The organism is Roseobacter sp. SK209-2-6 (genome assembly GCF_000169455.1).
Classification (GTDB): Bacteria; Pseudomonadota; Alphaproteobacteria; order Rhodobacterales; family Rhodobacteraceae; genus Pseudophaeobacter.
In genome coordinates, this window is the sequence record NZ_AAYC01000007.1 from 201,056 (window position 1) to 225,171 (window position 24,116).

General features: G+C 55.7%; 19 protein-coding genes, 1 tRNA gene and 3 pseudogenes. 15 read left to right on the forward strand and 8 right to left on the reverse strand.

Annotated features, from left to right (window positions below; translation table 11 throughout):
* Window positions 1-55 precede the first annotated feature (55 nt).
* The 3 genes from RSK20926_RS12650 to RSK20926_RS12660 are packed head-to-tail and all read left to right on the forward strand — an operon-like array spanning window position 56 to window position 4,967.
* A complete protein-coding gene (locus tag RSK20926_RS12650; RefSeq protein ID WP_008207235.1) occupies window positions 56-2,131 on the forward strand; it encodes an oxidoreductase in 2,076 nt (691 codons plus the stop codon).
* Window positions 2,131-3,330, forward strand: a complete 1,200-nt coding sequence (locus tag RSK20926_RS12655; protein ID WP_037254980.1) for an aromatic ring-hydroxylating oxygenase subunit alpha — start codon at window positions 2,131-2,133, stop codon at window positions 3,328-3,330. The genes RSK20926_RS12650 and RSK20926_RS12655 overlap by 1 nt, the downstream gene beginning before the upstream one ends.
* Before the next feature lie 56 nt (window positions 3,331-3,386).
* Window positions 3,387-4,967: a trimethylamine methyltransferase family protein gene (locus tag RSK20926_RS12660; protein ID WP_008207239.1), complete on the forward strand. Its 1,581-nt coding sequence runs from the start codon at window positions 3,387-3,389 to the stop codon at window positions 4,965-4,967.
* A 165-nt stretch (window positions 4,968-5,132) separates the two neighbouring features.
* Here the strand turns inward: RSK20926_RS12660 and RSK20926_RS22120 are convergent, their stop codons facing one another.
* Window positions 5,133-7,454, reverse strand: a complete 2,322-nt coding sequence (locus tag RSK20926_RS22120) for a putative bifunctional diguanylate cyclase/phosphodiesterase (RefSeq protein WP_008207241.1) — start codon at window positions 7,452-7,454, stop codon at window positions 5,133-5,135.
* A 206-nt stretch (window positions 7,455-7,660) separates the two neighbouring features.
* Here RSK20926_RS22120 and RSK20926_RS22515 point away from each other — a divergent pair.
* Together RSK20926_RS22515 and RSK20926_RS22520 are read left to right on the forward strand one after the other, a co-directional pair.
* Window positions 7,661-8,213, forward strand: a pseudogene (locus RSK20926_RS22515) (transposase); the annotation flags it as partial.
* Between the two features lie 46 nt (window positions 8,214-8,259).
* Window positions 8,260-8,638 (forward strand): annotated as a pseudogene (locus RSK20926_RS22520) (hypothetical protein); the annotation flags it as partial.
* A 159-nt stretch (window positions 8,639-8,797) separates the two neighbouring features.
* On the opposite strand, the gene RSK20926_RS12675 reads toward RSK20926_RS22520, so the two are convergent.
* The 3 genes from RSK20926_RS12675 to RSK20926_RS12685 are packed head-to-tail and all read right to left on the reverse strand — an operon-like array spanning window position 8,798 to window position 10,743.
* Window positions 8,798-9,226 carry a hypothetical protein gene (locus RSK20926_RS12675; RefSeq protein WP_008207245.1) on the reverse strand — a complete coding sequence of 143 codons (429 nt, stop codon included), beginning with the start codon at window positions 9,224-9,226 and terminating at the stop codon, window positions 8,798-8,800.
* A 57-nt stretch (window positions 9,227-9,283) separates the two neighbouring features.
* Window positions 9,284-10,480: a hypothetical protein gene (locus RSK20926_RS12680; RefSeq protein WP_008207248.1), complete on the reverse strand. Its 1,197-nt coding sequence runs from the start codon at window positions 10,478-10,480 to the stop codon at window positions 9,284-9,286.
* The gene (locus RSK20926_RS12685; protein ID WP_008207250.1) at window positions 10,480-10,743 is read right to left on the reverse strand and encodes a spike base protein, RCAP_Rcc01079 family; all 264 of its coding nucleotides are present in this window, start codon (window positions 10,741-10,743) and stop codon (window positions 10,480-10,482) included. The genes RSK20926_RS12680 and RSK20926_RS12685 overlap by 1 nt, the downstream gene beginning before the upstream one ends.
* A 1,908-nt stretch (window positions 10,744-12,651) precedes the next feature.
* Here RSK20926_RS12685 and RSK20926_RS12700 point away from each other — a divergent pair.
* Together RSK20926_RS12700 and RSK20926_RS12710 are read left to right on the forward strand one after the other, a co-directional pair.
* Window positions 12,652-14,028 carry a methyl-accepting chemotaxis protein gene (locus tag RSK20926_RS12700; protein WP_008207254.1) on the forward strand — a complete coding sequence of 459 codons (1,377 nt, stop codon included), beginning with the start codon at window positions 12,652-12,654 and terminating at the stop codon, window positions 14,026-14,028.
* A 600-nt stretch (window positions 14,029-14,628) separates the two neighbouring features.
* Window positions 14,629-14,865: a hypothetical protein gene (locus RSK20926_RS12710; RefSeq protein WP_008207257.1), complete on the forward strand. Its 237-nt coding sequence runs from the start codon at window positions 14,629-14,631 to the stop codon at window positions 14,863-14,865.
* Between the two features lie 31 nt (window positions 14,866-14,896).
* On the opposite strand, the gene RSK20926_RS12715 is transcribed toward RSK20926_RS12710, so the two are convergent.
* Window positions 14,897-16,023 (reverse strand): IS3-like element ISRosp5 family transposase gene (locus tag RSK20926_RS12715; RefSeq protein ID WP_085979710.1). Its coding sequence is split into 2 segments (ribosomal slippage): window positions 14,897-15,759 and window positions 15,759-16,023, totalling 1,128 coding nucleotides; the frame shifts between segments, so codons are not numbered across the junction.
* Between the two features lie 61 nt (window positions 16,024-16,084).
* Between RSK20926_RS12715 and RSK20926_RS12725 the strand changes: the two are divergent.
* Window positions 16,085-16,354, forward strand: a pseudogene (locus tag RSK20926_RS12725) (transposase); the annotation flags it as partial.
* 50 nt (window positions 16,355-16,404) lie between these two features.
* Window positions 16,405-16,671: a tyrosine-type recombinase/integrase gene (locus RSK20926_RS12730; protein ID WP_269724402.1), complete on the forward strand. Its 267-nt coding sequence runs from the start codon at window positions 16,405-16,407 to the stop codon at window positions 16,669-16,671.
* Window positions 16,672-16,764: 93 nt separating this feature from the next.
* On the opposite strand, the gene RSK20926_RS12735 is transcribed toward RSK20926_RS12730, so the two are convergent.
* Window positions 16,765-16,849: transfer RNA gene (locus tag RSK20926_RS12735), tRNA-Leu, on the reverse strand.
* Window positions 16,850-17,063: 214 nt separating this feature from the next.
* On the opposite strand from RSK20926_RS12735, the gene RSK20926_RS12740 reads away from it, so the two are divergent.
* Window positions 17,064-17,603: a Hint domain-containing protein gene (locus RSK20926_RS12740; protein WP_157133114.1), complete on the forward strand. Its 540-nt coding sequence runs from the start codon at window positions 17,064-17,066 to the stop codon at window positions 17,601-17,603.
* A 6-nt stretch (window positions 17,604-17,609) separates the two neighbouring features.
* Here RSK20926_RS12740 and RSK20926_RS12745 read toward each other — a convergent pair whose 3' ends face one another.
* Window positions 17,610-19,268: a bifunctional ADP-dependent NAD(P)H-hydrate dehydratase/NAD(P)H-hydrate epimerase gene (locus tag RSK20926_RS12745; protein ID WP_037254984.1), complete on the reverse strand. Its 1,659-nt coding sequence runs from the start codon at window positions 19,266-19,268 to the stop codon at window positions 17,610-17,612.
* Between the two features lie 184 nt (window positions 19,269-19,452).
* Here RSK20926_RS12745 and RSK20926_RS12750 point away from each other — a divergent pair, with 184 nt between their 5' ends.
* A complete protein-coding gene (locus RSK20926_RS12750; RefSeq protein WP_008207263.1) occupies window positions 19,453-19,791 on the forward strand; it encodes a P-II family nitrogen regulator in 339 nt (112 codons plus the stop codon).
* A gap of 37 nt (window positions 19,792-19,828) precedes the next feature.
* Entirely contained in the window at window positions 19,829-21,235 is a 1,407-nt protein-coding gene (gene glnA, locus RSK20926_RS12755; protein ID WP_008207264.1) for a type I glutamate--ammonia ligase, read from the forward strand.
* Between the two features lie 117 nt (window positions 21,236-21,352).
* Here glnA and RSK20926_RS12760 read toward each other — a convergent pair whose 3' ends face one another.
* Window positions 21,353-22,243: a LysR substrate-binding domain-containing protein gene (locus tag RSK20926_RS12760; RefSeq protein ID WP_008207265.1), complete on the reverse strand. Its 891-nt coding sequence runs from the start codon at window positions 22,241-22,243 to the stop codon at window positions 21,353-21,355.
* Window positions 22,244-22,338: 95 nt separating this feature from the next.
* Between RSK20926_RS12760 and RSK20926_RS12765 the strand changes: the two genes are divergently transcribed.
* The 3 genes from RSK20926_RS12765 (at window position 22,339) to RSK20926_RS12775 (ending at window position 24,081) form a co-directional block, all read left to right on the forward strand.
* Window positions 22,339-23,043 (forward strand): SDR family oxidoreductase, encoded by a 705-nt coding sequence (locus RSK20926_RS12765; protein WP_008207266.1) that lies wholly within the window; start codon window positions 22,339-22,341, stop codon window positions 23,041-23,043.
* Between the two features lie 251 nt (window positions 23,044-23,294).
* Window positions 23,295-23,651 carry a RidA family protein gene (locus tag RSK20926_RS12770; protein ID WP_037254986.1) on the forward strand — a complete coding sequence of 119 codons (357 nt, stop codon included), beginning with the start codon at window positions 23,295-23,297 and terminating at the stop codon, window positions 23,649-23,651.
* Window positions 23,652-23,718: 67 nt separating this feature from the next.
* Entirely contained in the window at window positions 23,719-24,081 is a 363-nt protein-coding gene (locus RSK20926_RS12775; protein WP_008207268.1) for a RidA family protein, read from the forward strand.
* The last annotated feature ends 35 nt before the right edge of the window (window positions 24,082-24,116 follow it).

Below are 24,116 nucleotides of genomic sequence, written 5' to 3' on the forward strand. Positions count from 1 at the left end.
TGCTTCGCCGCCTTTCCCTCTCTCACACGACTATTGCTACAAAGGATGTGCCAGCATGTCAGGCGCAAATGGGTATTCCATTCTGTTCGAGCCGGTAAAGATCGGCCCTGTTACCGCCCGCAATCGCTTTTTCCAGGTGCCCCATTGCACCGGGTTGGGCCATGTGCGCCCACAAGCTGAGGCGGCCGTGCGCGCAATGAAGGCCGAAGGGGGCTGGTCCGTTGTCTCAACCCAAGAGACAGAGATCCACCCCACCTCGGATCTGGGCCCCTATGCGGAACACCGGCTCTGGGATCGGCACGACATCCCTGCCCTGCAGCTGATGACCGAACAGGTTCATGCCAAAGGGTCGCTGGCGGCGATCCAATTGGCCCATAATGGCCATCACGCCATGAACCATCTCACCCGCGCACCCGCCCTGGGGGTGAGTGATCGACCCATTGACGTGGTTTTCCCCAAACAGGCGCGCGCCATGGACAAACAGGACATACGCGACCTGCGCCGCTGGCATCGCGAGGCTGCCTTGCGCGCAAAGGAGGCCGGGTTTGACATTGTCTATGTCTATGCCGGCCACCAGATGACCCTGGCGCATCACTTCCTCTTGCCGCAGTACAATACCCGCAGCGACGAGTATGGCGGCAGCCTTGAGAACCGCGTTCGTCTGACTCGCGAATTGCTGGAAGACACCCGCGAGGTGCTGGATGGTCACTGCGCCGTTGCCTTCCGCTTTGCGGTTGATCAGATGATGGGCGCAGATGGTATGCAGGCCAGCGAAGAAGGCCGCGCCGTAGTTGAAATGCTGGCGGACCTGCCGGACCTCTGGGATGTCAACGTTGCTGACTGGAGCAACGACAGCCAGACCACCCGTTTCCAACCTCAGGACGGCTACCAGGTCCCCTATACGGATTTCGTGAAACAGGTCACCAATAAGCCCGTCGTCGGCGTAGGCCGTTTCACTTCCCCCGACCTCATGACTTCGCTTGTAGCCAAAGGGGTGCTGGATCTTATCGGAGCCGCCCGCCCCTCCATTGCCGACCCCTTTCTGCCAAAGAAGATCGAGGAAGGCCGCATTGAGGAAATCCGCGAGTGTATCGGCTGCAATATCTGTGTCTCGGCTGACAACCTGGGCGTCTCCATCCGCTGCACCCAGAACCCCACCATGGGGGAGGAATGGCGCCGCAAATGGCACCCCGAGGTGATCGCCCCCAAGCAGCAGGAAGAAGCGGCAATGGTGGTCGGATCCGGTCCTGCGGGGCTGGAATGCGCCATGCAACTGGCCAAACGCGGCTACCAGGTGACCCTGGCAGAAGCTGCGGAGGAATTCGGCGGTAGAGTGCTGAAAGAAAGCGGTCTCAAAGGTCTGGGTGCATGGAAGCGGGTTGCGGACAACCGTCTGTGGGATCTGCAACAGCGCGCCAATGTGCAGATGTTCACGGGCAGCAAGCTGGGCGCGGAAGAGGTCGTGGAACTGGGGATTGCCAATGTCTTTCTCGCCACCGGCAGCAGCTGGCATCGCGACGGGCGCGGACGCAGCTCCCCCCGCCCGCTCGAGATCCGGGACATACCCGTCTTTACCCCCGATGACGTGATGGAGGGCACCCTACCACCGGAAACCGGCCCGGTGCTGCTATATGATGATGATCAGGGCTACATCGGCGGCGTGCTGGCCAGCCATCTTGCTGCTATGGGCCGCAAGGTGGTGCTGGTAACACCAGGTGCCATCGCCTCAGCCTTTACTGAGTTGACCTTGGAACAACACCGAGTGCAGGCTGAGCTGCTGGAAGCGGGCGTGGAGATTATCCCGCTGCACAATCTGCAGACTGCGGATGACACAGGCGCCACGCTCTCTTGCGTCTATACCAACCGCACACGCCACCTGGACTGCGCCAGCCTGCTGATGGTCACCTCCCGCCAGCGTGAGACCGCGCTCTTTGATGCGCTGAGGGCCCACCACGCCGAGCACTTCACCACCCTGGAGCTGATCGGTGATGCCGCCGCGCCTGGCCTCATTGCGGATGCGGTCTTTGCCGGTCATCTGGCAGCGCGCAATTTCGAACGCGACCCTGAGGCGGCGGATGCAGACTGGTTCCGTCGCGAGTTGATTTCACTCGAAGATATGGGAGGCGCATGATGCCCAAAGATGATCTGCAGATGATGCGCGATTTGATGGAGAGCCACCGCGAAGGCTTTGCGCTGGAGCGGCATTTCTACACCTCCGAAGCGGTCTATGACCACGACATCAAATCCTTCTGGAATCGAAATTGGATCTGGGTAGGCCATGTGAGTGAAGTCGCTGAGCCCGGCGATTACTTCCTCTTTGACTACGGCCCGGAGTCGGTGATCATCGTACGTGATCAGGCGGGAGACCTGCGCGCGCATATGAATATCTGCCGCCACCGTGGCTCTCGTGTCTGTTTGGAAAAACAGGGCAGCGCGCGGGTCTTCTCTTGCCCCTATCACGCCTGGACCTTTGGTCTGGACGGGCGGTTGCGCGGTGGCCGCGCTATGGGTGCGGATTTTGATCCTTCCGAATACGGTCTCTTCCCGGTTCATATTACGGTCTTTCAGGGCCTCATTTTCATCTGCACCGATGAAAATCCGCCGCCCCTGACTCAAAGTCTGGAACGTCTGGCGCCCCTCGCGGCCCCCATGGAGTTGGAGAACCTGAAACTGGCGCATGAGGCCTCTTACCCGGTGCCTGCCAACTGGAAGCTGGCGCTGGAGAATTACCTGGAGTGCTATCACTGCGCCCCATCACATCAGGAATATTCCCGCAGCCATTCGCTGAAAGACCCCGCAGATGTAGAGAAATACGGCGCAGATCTGCGCCAACGCTCTGCTCAGATTGGTCTTTCAACTGAGGAGCTGGACCTCACCGGACCAAAGGCAGAGGCACCGGGCTCGGACGTCTATTGGCGCCGTTACCCGCTCTTTCCCGGCTACCAGACAGGCAGCAAGGATGGCGAGGCCCTGGCACCGCCACTGGGCCAGCTGACGGGCCATGATGGCGGCGCCACCGATCTGGCCATCGGCACGCTGAATTACTTCTTGATCTATGCAGATCACCTGGTCGGCTACCGCTTTGTGCCGCGTGGACTACAGGAGACAGATATTCAGATTGCCTGGTATGTGCGCGGTGACGCAGAAGAAGGCCGTGACTATGACCACGAGGCGCTTACTTGGCTTTGGCATGTGACTTCCCACGATGATGAGCGCATCATCCGCCACAATCAGGAGGGGGTGAACTCACACCACTTCCAGCCTGGCCCTCTCTCGGAGATGGAATGGAGCCTGCCCGGTTTTTACCGCAGCTATTTCAACATGCTCTGAAGCGCCCGGATCACAAACTCTATTTTAACTGCCCAGCCCTACCGGAGATCGCCCTAATGGTTGATGTCAGCAAATCAAATAGCCGCCGCCGCAGCGGTGGCCGCTCTGCCCGCGCTGCGGCTCGTACACAAGCGACACCCTCCCCGGCAATCTGGCCAGGTGTTTCGGGTGGTGCCTATCGCCCCCTATCCGATAGCGACATGCAAAAGATCCATCATGCGGCGCTGACGATTCTGGAGCGCACCGGCATAGGCGATCCAACCGAAGAGCTACTTGATCTTGTCTTACCCAAGGGGGCGGTCCTCAGCGAGGCGGGACGCCTGTGCTTCCCGCGCGCCCTGATGGAGGATCTGCTGGCAGGTGCCGCCAGTGAATTCTACGTCCATGCCCGTGGTAGCCGCGCCGGCAAGGACGATATGCATTGCACCAAGGAGAAGGTTTTTTACGCCAACTCCGGTACGGCGGTGACAACATTTGATGCGGCGACGCGCAGCTATCGCCCCTCAACCATGCGGGATGTCTATGACTTTACCCGACTGGTGGATCGGCTCGACAATATCCACATGACAGGTGACACAGTGCTGGGCACGGATGTGCCACAGGATTTTGAACATGACATGACCATGCTCTACGCGATCCTGTCGGGCAGCGAAAAACCGTCCTGCCTGACCTTCCGGGACCGCTCTCACATCCCTGCCGCCATCGAGATGTTCGATATGGCTTCCGGTGGCGAGGGGAAATTCCTGCAAAAGCCTTCGGTGATCTTTGGTGGCTGTCCCATCGTCTCGCCCCTGCGGCTGGGGCGTGAAAACCTGGAGATCATGATCGATACAGCCAAACTGGGGCTTACCTGTGATCTGGCGGTTCCGCCGCAGGCCGGGGCAACGTCTCCTGCTCCGCTTGCCGGCACACTCGCACAGGCGGTGGCCGAAACGCTCTCTTGCGTGGCCATCGTCAATCTGATCAACCCCGGCACCCCGGTGGTTTTTGCCGCCTGGCCCTTTATCACCGACCTGCGCACCGGGTCGTTTACGGGCGGGTCCGGGGAACAGGCGCTGATCTCAGCCGCCGCCATTCAGATGGGCAATTTTTACAACCTACCCACCTCTGTGGGCTGTGGAATGACCGATGCCAAGATCCCCGATGCGCAATACGGCGTTGAAAAAGCGATGACCTTCACGCTCGCCGCCCATGCTGGCGCAAACCGGCTCTGCGAATTTGGCGGCATGGTCGGCTCACTCATGGGATGTTCTTTTGAATCCATGGTGATCGACAATGAGATCGCGGGAATGCTCTCTCGCACCCTGCGCGGGATCGAGGTCAGCGATGAGACCCTGTCTGTGGATGTGATCCACGACTGCGCAATCGATCCTGGCCATTTCCTCGGCAATGATCAGACACTCAAATACATGGAAACAGAGTATATCTATCCCAATCTGATGGATCGTGAACTGACGGACACTTGGGAAAAAAGCGGCAAGCAAACTATGTTTGATCGTGCGCGCGTAGTTTCGGACAAAATCCTGGATGAGCATTTCCCGAACTACTTTGGCAGCAAGCTCGATGCAGAGCTGCGCCGTAAGTTCCCGATCCAACTCCCGGAAACGGCGCTGCGCCGGACGAGTTCCAAAAACTAAGCGATGACAGGATCGCGGCCCCCATGGGGAGAAGAAACAGCGCTGAGAGAGGGCACCCAGCCTCTCCCCGCTCTATGGGCTTGGTTAGGGACTGGGGATTGCCCTTGCAACTTAGCGCCACTGATCTTCGCACGCATTGGTCCCTTCTTGTTGACTGATGCCAACCTATCCCAAACGCATATTTCTCTGCAAAGCATCGGGGCCGTTCATCCAAATGATCAGATCGTCAAACCCCAGCGGTTTTGAAAAAAGATAGCCCTGCTGTCCGGTACACCCGAGGTTTTCGAGAAAGGCGCTAGCTGTCTGATCCTCGATCCCTTCCGCTAGAACATCGATCTCGAGCTTTGTAGCGATATGTTGAATGGCTCGAATGATTTCCGCATGGGTTTCAGAGGTCGTGACATTGTCCGTCAGGACTTTTGAAATCTTGAGCTGCTTGGGACGCACTTCATAAATGCTCTGAAAAGAGGAGTAGCCCGCCCCGAAATCACCAATTTCCACGCCGACGCCCAGCTCATCCAGTTGGTCCAGGAAATAGGCCAGTTGGTCGCGGCACAAGGCGCTGCAGAAATCTTCGACAACTTCGATGGACAGGTTGCAGGGATAGGGGCGCAATTCCCCGAGCCTGTTCAAGAAGCCGTTTTCCTTCAAGGTCTGAATGCTGAGGTTCACAGAGATCTTGGGCACCGTGAACCCACGTTGCACCCAGCTTCTTGCATCCGAAACCGCACGCTCCAGAATTAGCGTATCGATCTTGGGAACGACGCCCAGCCGCTCTGCAATCGGCAGAAAGGTCGCTGGAGACAGGGTTCCTCTTTCAGGGTGGATCCAACGCGCAAAGACCTCCAGACCAATGACTTCATTGGTCGCGACATCGATTTGCGGTTGGTAGACCGGGACAATCGACCCATCGCGGATGGCGGAGGACAGATCATCCGAAAGCGCTTTGGTATTGGTGACATCTTCGCGTAGCGCATCCGAGAAAAAGGCGTATCTCCCTCGCCCCAGCTCTTTGGCACGATAAAGGGCGATATCTGCGTCCGTAAGCAGCTTTTCGCAATCTAAATGCTCCACATCTATCTTGGCTTTGGCAACACCAATGCTGGCGCCAAACTGGCACAGCTCTTCCTGGAACAGGATCGGCTTTGACAGCTCAGCGATTATTGCATCAGCAAGCCTTTCAGCATCCTCGGACAAGGCGTCGCCGGTGCGAATGATGAGATATTCATCCCCGCCTACCCGTGCCACCAGGTCACTTTGCACGGTAAGATCGGTCAGGACACGGGCAACATGTTGCAAGACATGATCCCCTGCCGCATGGCCTAGTGTGTCATTGATCTCTTTGAAAAGGTCCAAATCAATATGCATGGCGGTGATGGCCGATGATGCATTTTTCGGATCACCCAGTCGCCGCTCCAACTCTCTTTGCAAGGCCCTGCGGTTGGCCAGGCCAGTCAAAGGATCGTGGTCGGCCCGATATTCAGCATCGCGGTTGAGCTGCTCCAGCTCTTCATTCTGGCGGTCGAGTTCTAGCAGAGCATTGCGCAGATCGTCAGCCTGCTCCAAAATTGATCGCCTCAAGAAGCCCACGATGGTCAGAGTGACAACAACCGCAACCAGGAAAACGGTCACGACCAACCAATAGGACCTGCGCCATTCGTTGGCTGTGGCCTCCAGTGTCTGGCTCAGGGCTGAAAAAACACCCTGCCAGTACCTATCAATATTGCGGTCAAACTCCGCCTTGATCTCCAACAGCTGAGCAGCTTCGATCTTGCTGCCTTCTCGGAACTTCTCGATGGATTTTACCGTCTTTACGGCCGCAGACTGGAACCTGTTGCTGCTCCGACGAAACGCACCACCGGCTTCCTCGACCGCTTGTTCAATGGCGCCCAATCCCGCGCCGATGGGGTATTTGGACGCCCTAGAGGTCGCATCGGCAGCGGCCTTGAATTGGCCTGCATTCACAATAAACGCGAGCTGATCGTTGAAATTGACTTCTGGTTTCTGGCTCAGCCTGTGGGTCAGACTTTCGAGGACCGCAAGCCGGTAGGCAACCTCTGGAAGCCTATCAAACAAAACCGAAGCATACTCCGCTTCAAATCCATCCGGCGGCACGGTCAAACCCATTTCGCGCGCAATGATTTGGATGACCTTATTTAATGCCGCAAGGCGTGCTTCGCGTGAGGCGGTGCTTTTGTTGAATTTTCCTAATTGTGTATAAATGGATTTTATCGAGTTTTGTGAGAGTGCCTCAGGCGCTTGACCCTCTCCCCAGAGAGTCAGGGGCGGCTGGGCCTGATCGTTTTCAAAAATCAGCGCGGCATTTGCGCGCCAGACCTTTTCAACCAGCCTCAAGCCCACTTCCGAGGCCCTCATCTGACTCAGACGCTGATTGATAACGTTCAATCCAATGAGGCTAAGCCCAAGAACCGGCAGGATGAGCACAAAAAGCAGAACGCGAAGCTTTTCGCCGATCGAATTTTTCATCCGGTTCTACTCCTTCTACTTGCTCGCACCCGCGCTGAATATCACCTAGGGGAAAAAGATCGGTTAAATGTGGTGCATGTTTCAGGCCAATCGAAACAGGCTCAATGGCACCTAGCTGATCCACCCCCACTGAAGTTGTCCGCCCTTATAGTTAGGAAACGGAGGATCGGATATGGGGATCAAGCGACATTGAAGGGCGTTGCAACATCGGTCCGAGGAAGACCCGGAACCTGGAAGAGATTGTCACGAAGTTGCTGCAGGTTGAGGTACTATGCGGCCAAGGGATGCTGCGTGTTGATGCAATCCTCCAGGTGTAGATAACTGTGCAGAGGTTTTACCGCTGGCGTAGGCAATATGGCGGTATGGGAACCAACCAACTAAAAGCACTCAAACGGCTCCAGAAAGAGAATGACCGCTTGCGCCGGGCCGTGTCCGATCTGACGCAGGACAAGCTAATCCTATTGGAGGCCGCTCGAGGAGTGATGGTGACCAAGGAATTGATCCTGCGGATCAATTCAGGCCCTAACGGGCGGAACCCTGAGCCCCTTGCGCCGTCGGGCCTGCGTTGAGCATGTGCAAAGTCAGTTCCACATCTCAGAGCGGCGGGCCTGCCAAGTGATACGTCAGAAATGTTCAACACAGCGCAAGGCTCCAAAGGGCCGTACCGATGAAGATCGGCCGGTTGCCGACATGACTGATTTGGCTCGACAATATGGCCGCTACGGCTATCTCTGGATTGCAGCTTTGCCGAGAGATGCGCCCCCCCCCCTCAGCAGCATGCTGCGCATGCGCCTGCCGGGCTGTGGATGGGGCCTATGACACGCGCAGATGCTACAATGTAATTGCCGCTCTCGGAGCCGCCGCGCAAGAACGCGCAGCTTTGGAAGCCAACGATAGCGGGCGCGATCGCGCGAAACAAAGCTATGAGCGCCTGCAAATATCTTGGACAAGCACTCTGGCGAAAATTGACCGGTTATCACTGCCGAAGCCGCGTCGAGATATGAGGAGGGTCAGAAAACGATCCGGGGGACCGTTTTCCTGACGATTGGAGGAACCGCGTCAAACGCCTGGGCCAAGGCCTCATGGCGAGGGACTTCGACCGACTGGTCGCTGAGCACAGAGCCCGTAGGATAAGTCCGTCCGGGGAAAGGGGCAGTCCGCTCAAAACCCGATTTGTGCAATAGAGCCATAGAAAGACGCCGACAGATGCAGTGCGACTGCGGCGTCATCTTCTTGAATGTCCTCATGGCGAGCTCTTCAGCAAAGCTCCGTCGAGGATGGCTTCGCACCAAACCGCGAAGCGCTAATGCCAGCAAATAATGTAATTCTTTTATCTGCAACCCCTACCGCAAAACCGCACTCGCGGCGTCCCAATGTGGCCGATAGCCTGGCACACCTTCTGAGCCCCAATTGACGGTCGCAAAACGCCCAGGACCGCCAGCGCAGGAATAGAGCGGGCTATCACCGGCCAGCTTGTCGCCCGGCCCGTTGATCTCGCTTCCTGCCCCGGTCCAGATCGGGGTGAGATCCGTGCCCGGCCCAAAATACTGGTCACTGACATAGATATGATGGGTGTCGAAGGCATCGGGCACGATCAGTTGGGCGGGATCGTTCGCCTTGGCTCCAAACAGTTCAAACGCCCCACCAACTGTCGCACCGTTAAAATCAGCGGTGCGATCTGTGTAGACATCCCCCAGGACTGTGTAGCAGGTCGCGCCATCCCAAGTGACCATCCAGTGCTGCAGCTCGCCAACATTGCCGCCAAATATCACATTGCTGGAAAACGGCCCCTTGAACCACAGATCACCGCCGGGCCGGATCTGGATGGACTAGTTTCCAATGTAAAGGAACCGGCTGTCGGCGCTAGTATTTGGCCTGCCGACGATTGAGATTGTGCCCTTGTCTGACAGGCTGGTGAAGTAGTGGCGCAGAGAGGGCTGCGCCTCCCCAAACCGGGTCGCGCCGGTGGCCTCCCCCAGGGAGAGGCGGTTGAAGCCAGAGCCATGCTGGTTGCGAACTTCGATAAAGAAATCTGCCCATTTGCCGCTGGGGGCAGCACCAGGACCCCGACGCACCGTCGTGCCATCCAGGGTAATCGCCTCTGCGTTGCCCTGGTCATTGTTGACAAAGGTTTCCTCTACCGTGCCGAGCACTTCCAGACTGCCGATCACCGCGCCCTCGGGCACCGACCAATCCACAGCCATGTTTTGCGGGGGCATATGGGGTGCCGCATCATTCCCGGCGAGGGCGGCAAGATAGGCGGCTAGCTCACGGGAAATCGCCTTGGAGAACAGCGAACCGGGGTGGATCGGGTCAAACTGATGCCAGGACTCATTTCCGGGTTTTGAGCCGAAGGCGTTGACCCGCAGGCCCTCTATCCATTTTTCTGGGAGGTCCGAGCTGTGAGGGGCCAGAAAATGTGCTTCCCTCAGCATGGCATCTGGCCAACTAAAGACGGGGTAGCCGAGTTTGCGCGCCGAGGCGACAAAACCGTCAGAAGAGGCGCTTCCCCCCACATTGTAGTGGGTCACAACGGTCCTGTCCTTGCTGTATCCTGCGGCCTCAAGCGCGATCAGGTTGTCCAGCAACACCTGCTGGCGGGCAACTGAAGGCGCACCGTCATTGGTTCCCCAGCTCACCACATCCACAGCGCTCGGAGACCCTGCTTCCATGCGCGCGCGGATCTGGGAGGAGGTCTGCCCCGGTTCGCCCTCATTGGATAAGCCCCCCACCAGCTTTTGCACCTCAGTAGGCCAATCGCCATCGGCGATAACATCCGCATCTCCTGGTGGCGCATAGTTGAGCTCGGCCAAACCAGAGTACGGAATGCCATTGGCAAGCATCGTGTTGGAGTGGTGGTTTCTGGTGATACTGTCGCCCCAGGCTGCGCCTGAGGTCAGCGAGCCATACTTGGTCGGCTGCAAGTCCCACAGATTGTTGATCTGAGGCAGCGGCACTGACCCGCCGCCCTGCGCAATCAGACCTGCCAAATGGGCCGAAGTTACCCCAAGACCAAGGCCCAGCATCAGTACCACCCCACCACAGTTGCCGTGGTGCCGGTGGCCTCAACCCCCTGCGCCGAGAATGGCAGGGGTTCCCCGGCAGTCACCGGATAGACAACGACATTGTTTGAAGCATCCCGCAGGGCAAGATCACCCCCGACGGTCACCCGCAGAACGCGGGGTTTAACTGGCAGGTCAACGCCACCCTGTGGAACAATGGGAAAGTGACTGTTTGCAGGGCTTTCAAGCCCGCGATGGAAGTTGGAGAAAGGATCGATCTGGGGCATGGGGCACTCCGGGCTAGTAAACAGAAAATAGCTTTGAGGCGCGTTTAGACGCCTCAGCTTGTCAGGCAGAGAAAGGGCTTAGGCTTCATGCTGGGGGCGATTTGCTGCAATTTCCCTAGGGCTAAGTGCGCCAGTACCGCATCTCTGGGGGCAAGCCGCGCCATAGCCTTGGGCGCAGAATCCCGCGCATAGGCAATCGCCTCTTCAATCAGAACAGGCGGGTTCGCCTGCAGCTAAGTTGGAGACAGGGAAGAACCCGGACGGAACAATTCGCAACCGAATGGATCAGTTGGGCAGGCAAGTGCATCTTGCGGGCTGGCAGACGTCGGCCGCGACGGACGGAACGCGAGGCGGGACGGGGGTCACAGTGGGAATGACCGGGCAGAGTCTGACGCAGCAATCTCTGTTGAGTGGCTGGTCGACCGCAACAGCCAACCCCAAGGGTCAGCCGGAAACGCAACGCGGATTTGCAGCTTTGGGCGGAGCGGAGAAATTGTCTGGAAAGACAACACCCACGGCGACGGATGCAATCAAGGGCGGAAAGGATGGGGCTTTCAGAAACGGCTACACTGAGCGGTTGGCCAACATACCGGGCGGAGGATGCGGAGCGCGGTGGAGTCGGGACAAGTTCAACACCCTGACTGCTGTTTTGGTAAATCTGTCGGCATGGGACACAACGGAGAGCCCGGCCCGCTTGAAGGTTTCTGGTCAGAAAATGACTGGCTGTTCTGCAGGGATGGAAAGTGGCGGCCAGCAGAACCCGGAACAGTCCCGCTGGCTCATGGGATCTCTAACCGACTGCCCTCATTGCGTTGGCACCGGTGATAACATCTGGACGCAACTACCCCGATTAGGGAAACACCATATCGCCCAGCGCACCTGGAGGCCCCAAGACCTCAGTTCACAATCCAGCAGAAGCCAAATTCGTGACCGGCGTTCAAGCTATTCGGTCACCGCGCCGGCCCTTTGGGCGGGATACCTTCTACAAGATGGTGCGCGAAGGTCGGATCGTTAAGCATCACCCCTATCCTGGCTCACGCCCGGTGTATTCCGTCATTCAAATCGATGGCTTGTACGTAAATTCCAATGACGATGAAGGTGGGGGCCAAATCTCCCAAACTTGAAAAATGTCGAGTTTTTCAATGAGTAGTTGGTGCGGGTGGACGGACTTGAACCCCCACGCCTCGCGGCGCCAGAACCTAAATCTAGCGAATTCCCTTTATAATCAACGCTTGGCTTCGGTCTTTTTTACAAAACGTAGGGTGACCATAGCCGGAAACTGTAAAATCCCCTTTTTCGCTGCCTAGAACTGCCTCCCGAAGGCTGTGCCAGTGGCAATGTTCGGCAAATTTCCCCTATTTGTCATTTGCTTACCCCTGTTTGGATCTGTTTCAAAACAGTTTTTTTGTTACGCGTAACAGTTTCGCACAGGAGTAAGGGGAAACTCGGCCAACCTGCTTCAAACCAGACCGCTCATTGCTTTCTGTGAAAGGGATCCAATCATGACCAATACCCCCAAATTAGCCTACACCCAATCCCAGATCTACTTGGCACAGAAAACACCCGTCAAAGCGCGGATACTGGTGACGTAACCAAGAAACTATGTCGAATGAGCACTCAGAATGGCAAACCTTCGTAGCGTTGCTGCACTCGAAGGACAGCGGGAAATACAACTGTCGGAGACAGCAAGATTACTTCAGAAACCTTGCTAGTGATTCGCTTTTCGGCAAAATGGCCCGCAACAGCCATATCACCCTCAGGTTGCTATATGGCTTAAAGTTGACACTTTACGGCCAAAAATCGCCAAAAGAATCTACTTAAGGGAGAAATTTTCCCATTTTCTATTTGTCAATACAAAAACTGCCAAAGTTAGCCACCTTTAACAGTTCAACTTCCAAGAGGTAGAGAATGTTGTTTTCTTCAGAACGTCGCGCGCTAGCCAAGGAGCTTGCCGAAAAGCAGGCATTCATGGATGTCATCGATCGCACACAAGCAGTGATCGAGTTCGAGCCTGATGGAACGATTCTGAAAGCAAATGAGAACTTTCTTTCTGCACTGGGGTATGAGCTTAAGGAGATTGTCGGTCAGCATCACTCAATGTTTGTCGATAAGGAATATGGAAAAACAGCCGCCTATAGGGGTTTCTGGAGTGACTTGGCCTCAGGTAAGTTCTTTACAGACCAGTTTCCCAGACTAACAAAAAATGGCTCTGAAATCTGGATTCAGGCAACCTATGCACCGGTGTTTGATACTGAAGGAAATGTCGAAAAGGTCATCAAACTCGCGACAGACGTCACTCAGCGTCGCAAGGACACTGAGGATATCGCCCGCAGTTTGACAAGTATGGCAAATGGCGACCTTGCTCAACGAGTTCAAGTCTCTGATATTGATGATCTTTGTGTGCTTGGCCAATCCCTAAACAAGGCTATGGAAAAACTCTCCGTCGCCATGGAAGCTGTAAAGGCGGTGTCAGATACCGTCTCGACAACTGCACAAGAGATCAACAGCTCAACATCTGAGTTGTCCAACCGTACAGAAACTCAAGCGGCGACGCTGGAGCAAACAGCAGCTGCGATTGAAGAACTTACCTCAACAGTGCGCTCCGCTGCAGAGGGCGCGAAACAAGTAGAAGAAATTGTTGCAAACGCCAGAGCTGCGGCCCAAGGAAGCAATCAAGTTGTGCAAGACGCAATCCTAGCCATGGATCACATTCAAGAATCCTCAGACAAAATTTCCCACATCATTTCTGTCATCGATGACATCTCCTTTCAAACCAACCTACTTGCACTAAACGCCGGGGTAGAAGCGGCTAGAGCGGGTGAAGCCGGTCGCGGTTTTGCAGTCGTTGCCTCCGAGGTTAGAGCCCTCGCCCAGCGTTCGACTGAGGCCGCTGGAGAGATCAAGGGGCTGATCTCGGAGAGCTCTAGTCATGTTTCCAAGGGTGTAGATTTGGTAGGGCAAGCTGGCGTAGAGCTCAGTTCAATAATTGAGAATGTTGGAACTATTTCTGGACACGTAACCGAAATTGCTCGAGGTGCGCATGAGCAATCAGTTACGTTGGAAGAGATTAATACTGGTGTGAGCCAATTGGATGCCGTGACACAGCAAAATGCGGCAATGGTGGAAGAGACTACCGCATCGAGCCAAATCCTGGCCAATGATGCGACAGACTTGGCGCAACAAGTTGATAAGTTCAATACTCAGCCAAATAATGTCGTTTCGTTGCCAACTTTAGGTTTTGAAGACGACCTTAACCAAAGCGAAGATGCTGCGTTTAGGGCTTGATACACTTGGTTTTGACTACTTGGATATGTCAACAGTTGCACAAGCTATTGTTGAAACTTAACTGCGCAACTCTCCTAAATCCGCATCCGTAGCAGAAACAGCCTAGATGCTGAGATGTGCTTTGGCGGGAATGGCTTGTTTTACAAGGAGTGCTATCTTCGTAAAAGCCGTCCTTGGAGTTGGCCGCGAATTTCGTGGTACTGGCCACAAATCCCTTGAGATGGTGAAGAAGTATCGACAGCAAGCGCGTCAAAAGCAACTTTCAAAGATGGCTCAACTGCGCCGGAACAGTACAAAAACGGAAAAGGAACAATGATCAGAGTGTAAAACAAAGTGTAAAACTCTGAAAACCCCTTCACGCCCAGCACTGCAAACAGCCATATTTATGATGTAAAATCAAAGTGGTGCACCGGGGAGGAACAACCTAGAACCTTCTGAGTGCGATCAGATCCTGACAGAATTGGAAGAATGGACAAGCATTCTGCAAGCTGAGCCGGAAGTTATCCACAGATTGGCAGCGTTTGCTGAAGCCGCGGAAGATGCTTCGGGTAAGATTGAGGACGATCCAGGGCTGACATCTTCGTTTGAGGAGCTTGCGCCATGACTCGTCTTGCATCATCAAAGGATTCCAACGTCACGCCCGTTTTCACAAAAGCCTCCTTGGAAAGAACACGGACCACCTTGTCGCCACTGACCCTTCGCTTGACGAAGGACGAACGGGCACGGTTGGAAGAGCTCGCTAAGGGTATTACGCTCAGTGCATATGTACGGGCCTGCGTCTTTGCTGAGGATGCGAAGCTGCGCAAGACTCGGCCTGCAGATCAGGTCGCGGAATGATCAGCCCCATCGAAGTGGTCCAGTGTGAGTGTTAGTGCATGATCGGCCTGGTTTCCACCGGAACGATGGCTTCCGGAGCCGGTGGGCGATAGCCCAGAGCACTATGCGGCCGTTTTGTGTTGTAGTGATTTCTCCATTGTTCAATCAGGATCTGGGCTTCACGCAGGCTGTAAAATACCTCTCCATTCAGCAGCTTGTCTCTGAAGCGCGCGTTGAAGCTTTCACAGTATCCGTTCTCCCAAGGTGATCCTGGTTCAATGTAGGCCGTTTGGGCACCGACCGCTGCGATCCAATCTCGAACGGCCTGAGCAATGAACTCTGGGCCATTATCTGATCTGATGAAAGCAGGAACGCCACGCAGGATGAAAAGATCTGTCAGCGCGTCAATAACTTCTGCCGAGTTCAAGCGCCTCTTCACCCGGATCGCCAGGCATTCCCGGCTGTGTTCATCCAGAATGTTCAGTGTCCGGAACGCTTTCCCGTCATCCGTTCGATGGTGCACGAAGTCATAGGACCAGACATGGTCACGATATTCGGGCCGGAGTCGAACACACGACCCGTCGTTCAGCCAGAGCCGTCCTTTCTTCGGTTGTTTCATTGGAACTTTCAGCCCCTCACGCCGCCATAGGCGCTCAACACGTTTGTCGTTGATTTGCCAGCCGGCGTCTCTCAGAAGAGCCGCTATCCGACGGTAACCGTATCGACCATATTGGCGTGTCAGTTCGATCATGTCAGACACCAACCGGTCTTCGTCAGCACGTCCAACAGGCACCCGCCTCTGTGTGGAACGGTGCTGTCCCAGAACACGGCAGGCGCGACGCTCTGAGACGTGGAACTGGCGTCGCACATGATCAATGCAGTTACGGCGGCGCGAGGGGCTCAGAAGTTTCCCCGTGCAGCTTCCGACAGAATGAGCTTGTCCAATGTCAGATCAGAAACTGCCCAACGCAGCCGGTCATTCTCCTTCTGAAGTCGCTTTAGTTCCTTCAGTTGGTCGGTTCCCATACCGCCATATTGCTTGCGCCAGCGATAGAAGGTTTGTTCTGTAATCTGCACCTGTCGAATGGCGTCTACGCGCGGCATCCCTTGGCCGCAAAGCACCTCAACCTGCCGTAACTTCGTGACAATCTCTTCGGGCTTGTGTCGCTTGATTCCCATATCTGATCCTCCGTTTCCTAACTATACGGGCGGATCACTTCAGTGGGGGAGGATCACATCAGCCGATTGGCTGTTGGGAGACCGCGGTTATGACGCGGACTGGTTCCGCGAAGCCCTTGTAGATAAGGGGATCAAGCCCTGCATTCCAGGGCGGAAGTCACGCGACAAAACCATCCGATATGACAAGCGGCGCTACAAACGACGCAACCGGATCGAGATCATGTTCGGACGCCTGAAGGACTGGCGTCGTGTCGCCACCCGCTATGACAGATGCCCAAAGGTGTTCCTATCAGCCATAGCACTTGCAGCCACGGTCTTGTTCTGGCTGTAAATCAATGAGTCTGGAACCTAGAGAATCTGCCACGAAAAGGGCGCTTCATTATCGCTCAGTCTCTTCACAAGGGGGTGGCCAAACGCACTATCCAACAACGTGTGATGGCGGTGCGTGAAGAGATAGGAGCCCAGGCGTTTGTTATCCATGGCTGGCGATACACGGCTGCGGTTCACCTTGCGGAAGCTGGCGCGAGTGACAGCGAGATCCAAGCAGTTACCGGACACAAGACGCTGGAGATGGTCAAAAAGTACCGCAACCAAGCCAATCAAAAACAGCTTTCACAGTCCGCCCAGGCACGTAGGACTAGAACGTGAACAGAACGAGAAAACGGGAAACAAAACGGGAAACCGGGCAAAACCAAGCTTCGGCACCTCGAAACTAGCATCTTTTTTTGTTTAAAATCATAGTGGTGCGGGTGGAGGGACTTGAACCCCCACGCCTCGCGGCGCCAGAACCTAAATCTGGTGCGTCTACCAATTTCGCCACACCCGCATCCATGGCAAATCACCTAACCGATGTTCGCCTGGAGCGCTGGATAGCAAAGCTTCCCCGGAGATGCGAGACCTAATTTGCAAAAATATTCGCCCCTTCCTCCTCCAGCTTTACTGCCTTGAAAGTGCTGTTTTTTCACCAAATTTCCGCACGTGCGCCTGAATTGGGGCAAATTTTGCCGTTATTCAAACCTGAACCAGAAGGTGAACCTGCAATGAAATTTCTGTCAAAGACTTCCATGCATGAGGATCGGGGCCATCCGGTTCTGCACAAAACGTCCTTTCAAACGCGCGCAATCCCTAGCCTCCATGGAGGGATCCCGGCAGGCACCCCTTGCATGACTCGGCATGGCTATCGCGTTGTGGAGAAAATTGCGCCTGGGGAAGAGTTTATCACCAGAAGCACTGGTTTCTCTAGCTGTCGGAAAATCCTGCGCAAAACTGTCACGACCAAAGCAATCTGGTTTGCGGCGGGCTCTTTGGGGGATGGGCATCCGGATTATGATGTCATTTTGCCGGGATCCCAAACGGTCCTGATACGCGATTGGCGGGCAACAGCGCTTTTTGGCCAGGCTTCCGCCCTGTTGCGGGCTGAGCAGTTGGTCGACGAAGAGTTTGTGCAGGATCTTGGGCAACAAGAGTTGGATCTGTTTTGGTTCGAGTTTGATACCCCCCAGATCGTCTATGCAGGCGGATTGGAAATCAGCAGCTATGCCAATCAAGAAGGAGCTGTTGCAGTACCGGCATCGCTCTGAGTGCACCTAACTCATCAATCTGCGGAAAACCGCAGGGAGCTGCTCTGGCAGATCCTCGGCAATCAGGCCCGGGCCGAACTCCAGCGCGCATTCCACATGCAAATAGGCAGCGGTTTCGGCAGCCTGCATCGCGGTGAAACCCCGCGCCAGCAAACCAGTAATGAAACCTGCCAGCACATCGCCTGAGCCTGCAGTGGCCAACCAGGGGGCAGAACGTTCGTAGTGGGCCGAGTTTACCGAACAGCGCCCGTCAGGGGCGGCGATCACCGTATCAGGGCCTTTGAACAGCACGACGCAGCCTGCACGTTTGGCGGCCTCACGTGTAGCGTCGACCTTGGAATAGGCAGGTCCCGTGGTGGCCAGGACGTTCAGTTTCTCCGCCAGATCCGGGAAGAGCTTGGCAAATTCGCCCCCATGCGGTGTCAGCACGCAGTTTTCGTGTAGAACCTCAAACAGAGCTTCAGGGTTAAGTTCAAACCGGGTCAGCGCATCCGCATCCAGAACCGTGGCGCGTTTCTCTTTCAGCACCGACAGCACCAGCGCCTGGGTATCTGCCCCACGCCCCAGCCCTGGCCCCAGGCAGACCGCATTGAACCGCTTGTCTTCCAGCAGTTCACTGACCCCATGGGCCCCGTCGATCTGCTGCAGCATGATCGCTGTCAGATGCGAGGCATTCTCCGCCATGGCAGAGCGCGGAGAGCCAACGGTGACAAGCCCCGCCCCAATCCGCAACGCCCCCCGCGCCGCCAACCGCGCGGCTCCGGTCTTGCCTGCTCCGCCGGAAAGGACGAGGGCGTGGCCGTGGGAATACTTATTGTCGTTCCAGTTCTTAGCCGCGAAACGTGGGCGCACCAAGCGCACGATATCCTTTGCGTCCGGCAAAGCCGGACAGCCCCCGTCCCCCCCCCCAGGCGGGGGCTTCACCCCCACCCGCGGCCGCGGGCTGCCCTTTGGAATACCGATATCCTTGGTGACGATTTTTCCACATGCCTCTGCACCGCTTCCAAGATAATGGCCCAGCTTCATTCTATGGAAAGTCACAGTCAAACCAGAAGGAATAACGCAGCCTTCGGTACAACCATCTTCGGTCCGCAACCCTGAAGGCATGTCTATTGCCAAGAAACGAGAAGCATAAGTGGTAGTCGATTCATCAAGTATGAACCCGTAAGCCCCTAACGCTTCAAAGGGCAATTTCCCTCTGAAGCCTGTACCAAAGACTGCGTCAACAAATACCGCGCCTCTAAAAGGCCAAAAGTCATTTTCATCCATGTCGGCTAGTTTTCGAACGCAATCAGTTTCACACCACCGCTCATAATTCACCTTCGCATCCGGCGGCAGCTTGTCCGGGTCTCCGTAAAGGAACACCTCCACCTCCCAGCCGTGCTCTTTCAGCAGCCGCGCCACTACAAAACCGTCGCCGCCGTTATTGCCCGGCCCGCACAGTACCACCCCCCGCCTCAGATCCTCTTCTTCTGGCTGCAAATATCCTGGGGTGCGCGAGGGGCTGGCCTCTCGCTCTTTCGTCAACTCCGGCCATTCCTCAAAGATGGCCTCAACCACCCCCTGCCCGGCCCGCTCCATCAGCTCCAGCCCCGTCACTTCGCCTGAGTCGATGGCCGCCTGTTCGATGGCGCGCATTTGGGCTGCGGTCAGCAGTTCTGTCATGGATTTCCCTCCCACTCTCAGGCGCCTCGATTCACTGCTGCTCATTTTTTAGGCAGCCCGCCCATTTCTTAATCGCTGCAGCCCAAATTCTCGACCTTAGCCGCCCTGAGACAGCACAGCGCATTGTCCCCATGATTTAGAAATGATCTGAGGGACGGCGACAAGGTTGCAAGGAGCCCAAGCGATGAAAAAGATCGAAGCCATCATCAAGCCCTTCAAACTGGATGAGGTGAAGGAAGCGCTTCAGGACGTTGGTGTCCAGGGGCTCTCTGTCATCGAAGTAAAGGGCTTTGGCCGCCAGAAAGGCCATACCGAACTCTACCGCGGCGCCGAATATGTTGTTGATTTCCTGCCCAAGGTGAAAATCGAGGTTGTTCTGGAAGACGACCAGACCGATGCCGCTGTTGAGGCCATCATCGACGCTGCAAAGACCGACAAGATCGGCGATGGCAAGATCTTTGTCTCGCCCGTTGAACAAGCCATCCGCATCCGTACCGGTGAGACCGGCCCGGACGCACTCTAATCTCTACCGAACACTGCCAATCAAAAGGACCAAGGGAATGAGCGTAGAAGCAGTTCTCAAGACACTCAAAGAAGAAGAAGTGGCCTATGTCGACATCCGCTTCACCGACGTGCGCGGCAAGCTGCAGCACGTGACCGTGGATGTGGATCTGGTTGACGAAGACTTCCTGGAAGAAGGCTTCATGTTCGACGGCTCCTCCATCGCGGGCTGGAAGTCGATCGAAAACTCCGACATGAAGCTGATCGCAGATACCACCTCTGCCTATATCGATCCCTTCTACGCGGAAAAAACTCTCTGCATCCATTGCTCCATCGTTGAGCCCGACACCGGTGAAGCCTATGAGCGTGACCCACGCGGCACGGCCCAGAAGGCCGAAGCTTACCTCAAGTCCTCAGGCATCGGTGATGTGGCCTATATGGGTCCGGAAGCTGAATTCTTCCTCTTTGATGATGTGCGTTACTCCAACACCATCAACAAAGTGTCCTATGAGGTCGACGCAACCGACGCTTCCTGGAACACCGACACCGAATATGAAATGGGCAACATGGGTCACCGCCCTGGCCTCAAAGGCGGCTATTTCCCGGTAAACCCCACCGACGAATCCCAGGATCTGCGCTCTGAGATGCTTTCGACCATGAAGCGTCTGGGCATGAAAGTGGACAAGCACCACCACGAGGTTGCTTCCTGCCAGCACGAGCTGGGCCTGATCTTTGACAGCCTGACCAAACAGGCCGACGAGCTGCAGAAATACAAATATGTGATCCACAACGTGGCGCACGCCTATGGCAAATCCGCGACTTTCATGCCCAAGCCGATCTATGGCGACAACGGCACCGGCATGCATGTGAACATGTCGATCTGGAAAGACGGCAAGCCGCTCTTTGCGGGTGACAAATATGCAGATCTGTCGGATGAAGCCCTGTGGTTCATCGGCGGCATTCTGAAGCACTCCAAGACCCTGAACGCCTTCACCAACCCTGCGACCAACAGCTACAAGCGCCTGATCCCAGGTTTCGAAGCCCCCGTTCTGCGCGCCTATTCCGCGCGTAACCGCTCTGGCTGCGTTCGTATCCCATGGACCGAGAGCCCCAAAGCCAAGCGCGTTGAGGCCCGCTTCCCCGATCCGGCAGCAAACCCCTACCTGTGCTTTGCAGCTCTCCTGATGGCTGGCCTTGACGGCATCAAGAACAAGATCGATCCCGGCGAAGCCATGGATAAGAACCTCTATGATCTGCCTGCCGAAGAACTGGCTGATATCCCAACCGTTGCGGGCTCTCTGCGCGAAGCGCTGGAAGCACTGGAAGCCGATCACGACTTCCTCTTGCAGGGTGACGTCTTCACCAAAGATCAGATCGATGGCTACATCGCTCTGAAAATGGAAGAGGTCCAGCTCTTTGAGCACACCCCTCACCCTGTTGAATTCGGCATGTACTATAGCTGCTGATCCAGTAGCGGATGCTATAAATTTCAAAGGGCGCCCTAACCGGCGCCCTTTTTCATTTGGTTCTCATGAATGTGGCCTCTTTGATGCCCTCTGGCAACCTGCACCTCTGACCGCGTTTCACAAGGTGGTGGCTTGTGCTGTCAGCCAAGCTATCACCGCCGCGACCTGTGCCTGAGCTGTGGGGCGACGCAATGATAGAAGATAGAAATCCTGCCCGACCGCTGAATGATACGCCCCGACCTCGACCAGTTTCCCCGCTTCGATATCCCGAGCGGCGAGAAACCGGTTTACCAGCGCCACACCTTGACCAGAAATGGCAGCATCAACCGCCAAAGCAGTTTGGCTCAGGCGAAGATGGCGCTGGCTTTTCTCTTCCTGAGCAATTTCTGCCAGAAAGCTGGGCCAAAGATCATGTGCATCATGGATCTTTGGCAAACCCGCGAGATCAATTAGATCCGCATCGGGATCCTCGATAGCAGCGTGGGTTGAAGCAATCAGATCGGGCGCGGCAACGGCAATGATCTCTTGCTTGAACAATAGTTGCGCATTCAGCGTCGCCCCAAATGGGGGCGCCCCTTGCCGGATCGCAAGATCAATGCCATCACTATGAAAACTAGATATTTTTTCCGTTGCAAGAATGCGAAGATCGATTTCTGGATGCTCTTCGGCAAATCCAGGGAGGTTTGGGATCAGCCATTTCGATGCAAAGCTTGGCGTTACACTGATCAGCACCTTGCCTGGCTCTGGCTTTAGCTGGGCAGTCGCCGCGCGCAGCTCCTCAAAAGCGCCAGAAATTCTATTGTGATAGAGACGACCTGCAGCGGTTAGGGCCAATCCCTTTGGCAATCTGTCAAACAGCAAGACCCCCAGGTGAGATTCAAGTTGGCGCACCTGCTGTGCGACAGCTCCCTGCGTCACGCCCATCTCATCCGCAGCCGCCCGAAAGCTCAACCGACGGCCAGAAACATCAAAGGCACGTAGCCCGTTCAATGGGGGAAGATCTGTCATAGCCAGCAGTTTTCCTATTGTCAGAGACCAACATAACTCCTTCGCGCCTTCATCATAAGCCCAATAATATGGGGCAAAATGTATAGGAGAATATCATGTCAGTAGAAAAAGTAGCGCTAATAACGGCGGGCGGAAGCGGTCTGGGCGCACAGGCCGCCCGTCAGTTGGCTGCAGATGGCTTTAAGGTTGGGGTTCTCTCCTCCTCCGGCAAAGGCGAGGCCCTGGGAAACAAGCTGGGCGGTTTTGGCGTAACGGGCTCAAATCTGGATAGCGACGCTTTGCAGGAGCTGGTCACAGGCGCCAAGGAACGCTGGGGGCGCGTCGATGTTTTGGTAAACTCAGCAGGCCATGGCCCCAAGGGGCCTGTTCTGGATATCAGCGATGACGATTGGCATCTGGGGATGGAATTCTATCTGATGAATGCAATCCGACCAACACGCCTGGTCACCCCTTTGATGCAAAGCCAGGGCGGTGGCACCATAATCAATATCTCGACCTTCGCTGCCTTTGAGCCGGACCCCCTGTTTCCGACTTCTGGTGTCTTTCGCGCAGCACTTGCTGCTTTCACAAAGCTCTTTGCCGATAAATATGCCGCCGAGAACATTCGGATGAACAATGTCTTGCCCGGGTTTATCGACAGTCTGCCAGAGACCGAAGATCGCAAAGCGCGCATCCCAATGGAGCGCTACGGCAAAGCCGAAGAGGTCGCTTCGCTGATTGCCTATCTTGCGTCAGATAGTGCTGGGTACATGACCGGACAAAACCTGCGTGTTGATGGCGGCCTTACCCACTCCGTTTGATGCCAGCGGCACCCTCTTGCAAACGAAAGCCCCACTTTGGATCAGTGGGGCTTTCACGTCATAAAGGCCATAGAAGGGCTCCTCGTCTGAAAGAGAATCGCCGTTTCGAAAACCTGCTTTCGTTAGCCTCGAAGCACCAGATGATTTCGGATCAAGCCGAAGGCTGAACAAGGGGCGGCCAAGGGCCACCATTGGATTGGCAGAACAATTCCCATCGTGGTTAGGATCCTGAGGGCAGCAGAATTGATGGGATGAGTATGAAACGGCAATATAGTTTTCCCGAGGGCCATTGGGATTGGATAGTGGAACTCACCCACCATCATGCAGTGCGCGCAGGAAATCTGGTCTTCACCGGCGAGCAGGTGGATCTGGATCCACAAGGAAACGTCCGCAACATTGGTGATCTGGCAAGCCAATGCCGCAACTCTATGCGCTATATGGAGCGGCTCTTTGATGATCTGGGGGTGGATTTCGCCGACTTGGTGCGCCTGATCGCCTACTATGTGGGAACAGCAGAGGATGAGGCGCGGTTGATGAGCCAACTGGCCGAGACTATCGGCCCAGAGGTTCGTCCAGTCATCAGCATGATCAATATGCCTGAACTCTGATATCCGGGGATGTTGACCGAGATCGAAGGCGTGGCAATGCGTGCGCCGGACGGGGCGCGGATCTTGCGTGAATGTCACCCTGCCCTATTCGCAGGGGATCAAGTCAGGCAAGGTGTTTCATGTCGGCAGGCAGGTTGCATTGAATGCAAAGGCTCAGGTTAAACACAAAGGCAATATGATCACCCAAACCCGAACTGCCATGGATAATATCGCCAACTTGCTAGCAGGTTTTGATGCCACGCCGGATGACGCGGTTAAGGTGACCACTTTCTATCAAGGGAACGCCTCTGCCGAAGCCCTTCATGAGAACCTCTGTGTACGGTCAAATTCCTACACCGCACCTAGCCCCGCAACCACAGGAATTCCAGTTCCATCGCTCTTCTGTGATGACCTTTTGATCGAGATTGAGGTCATAGCCCAGCTCGATTGAGGTTGCGCAGCGTAAGGTTATCCTCCCACCTGGAT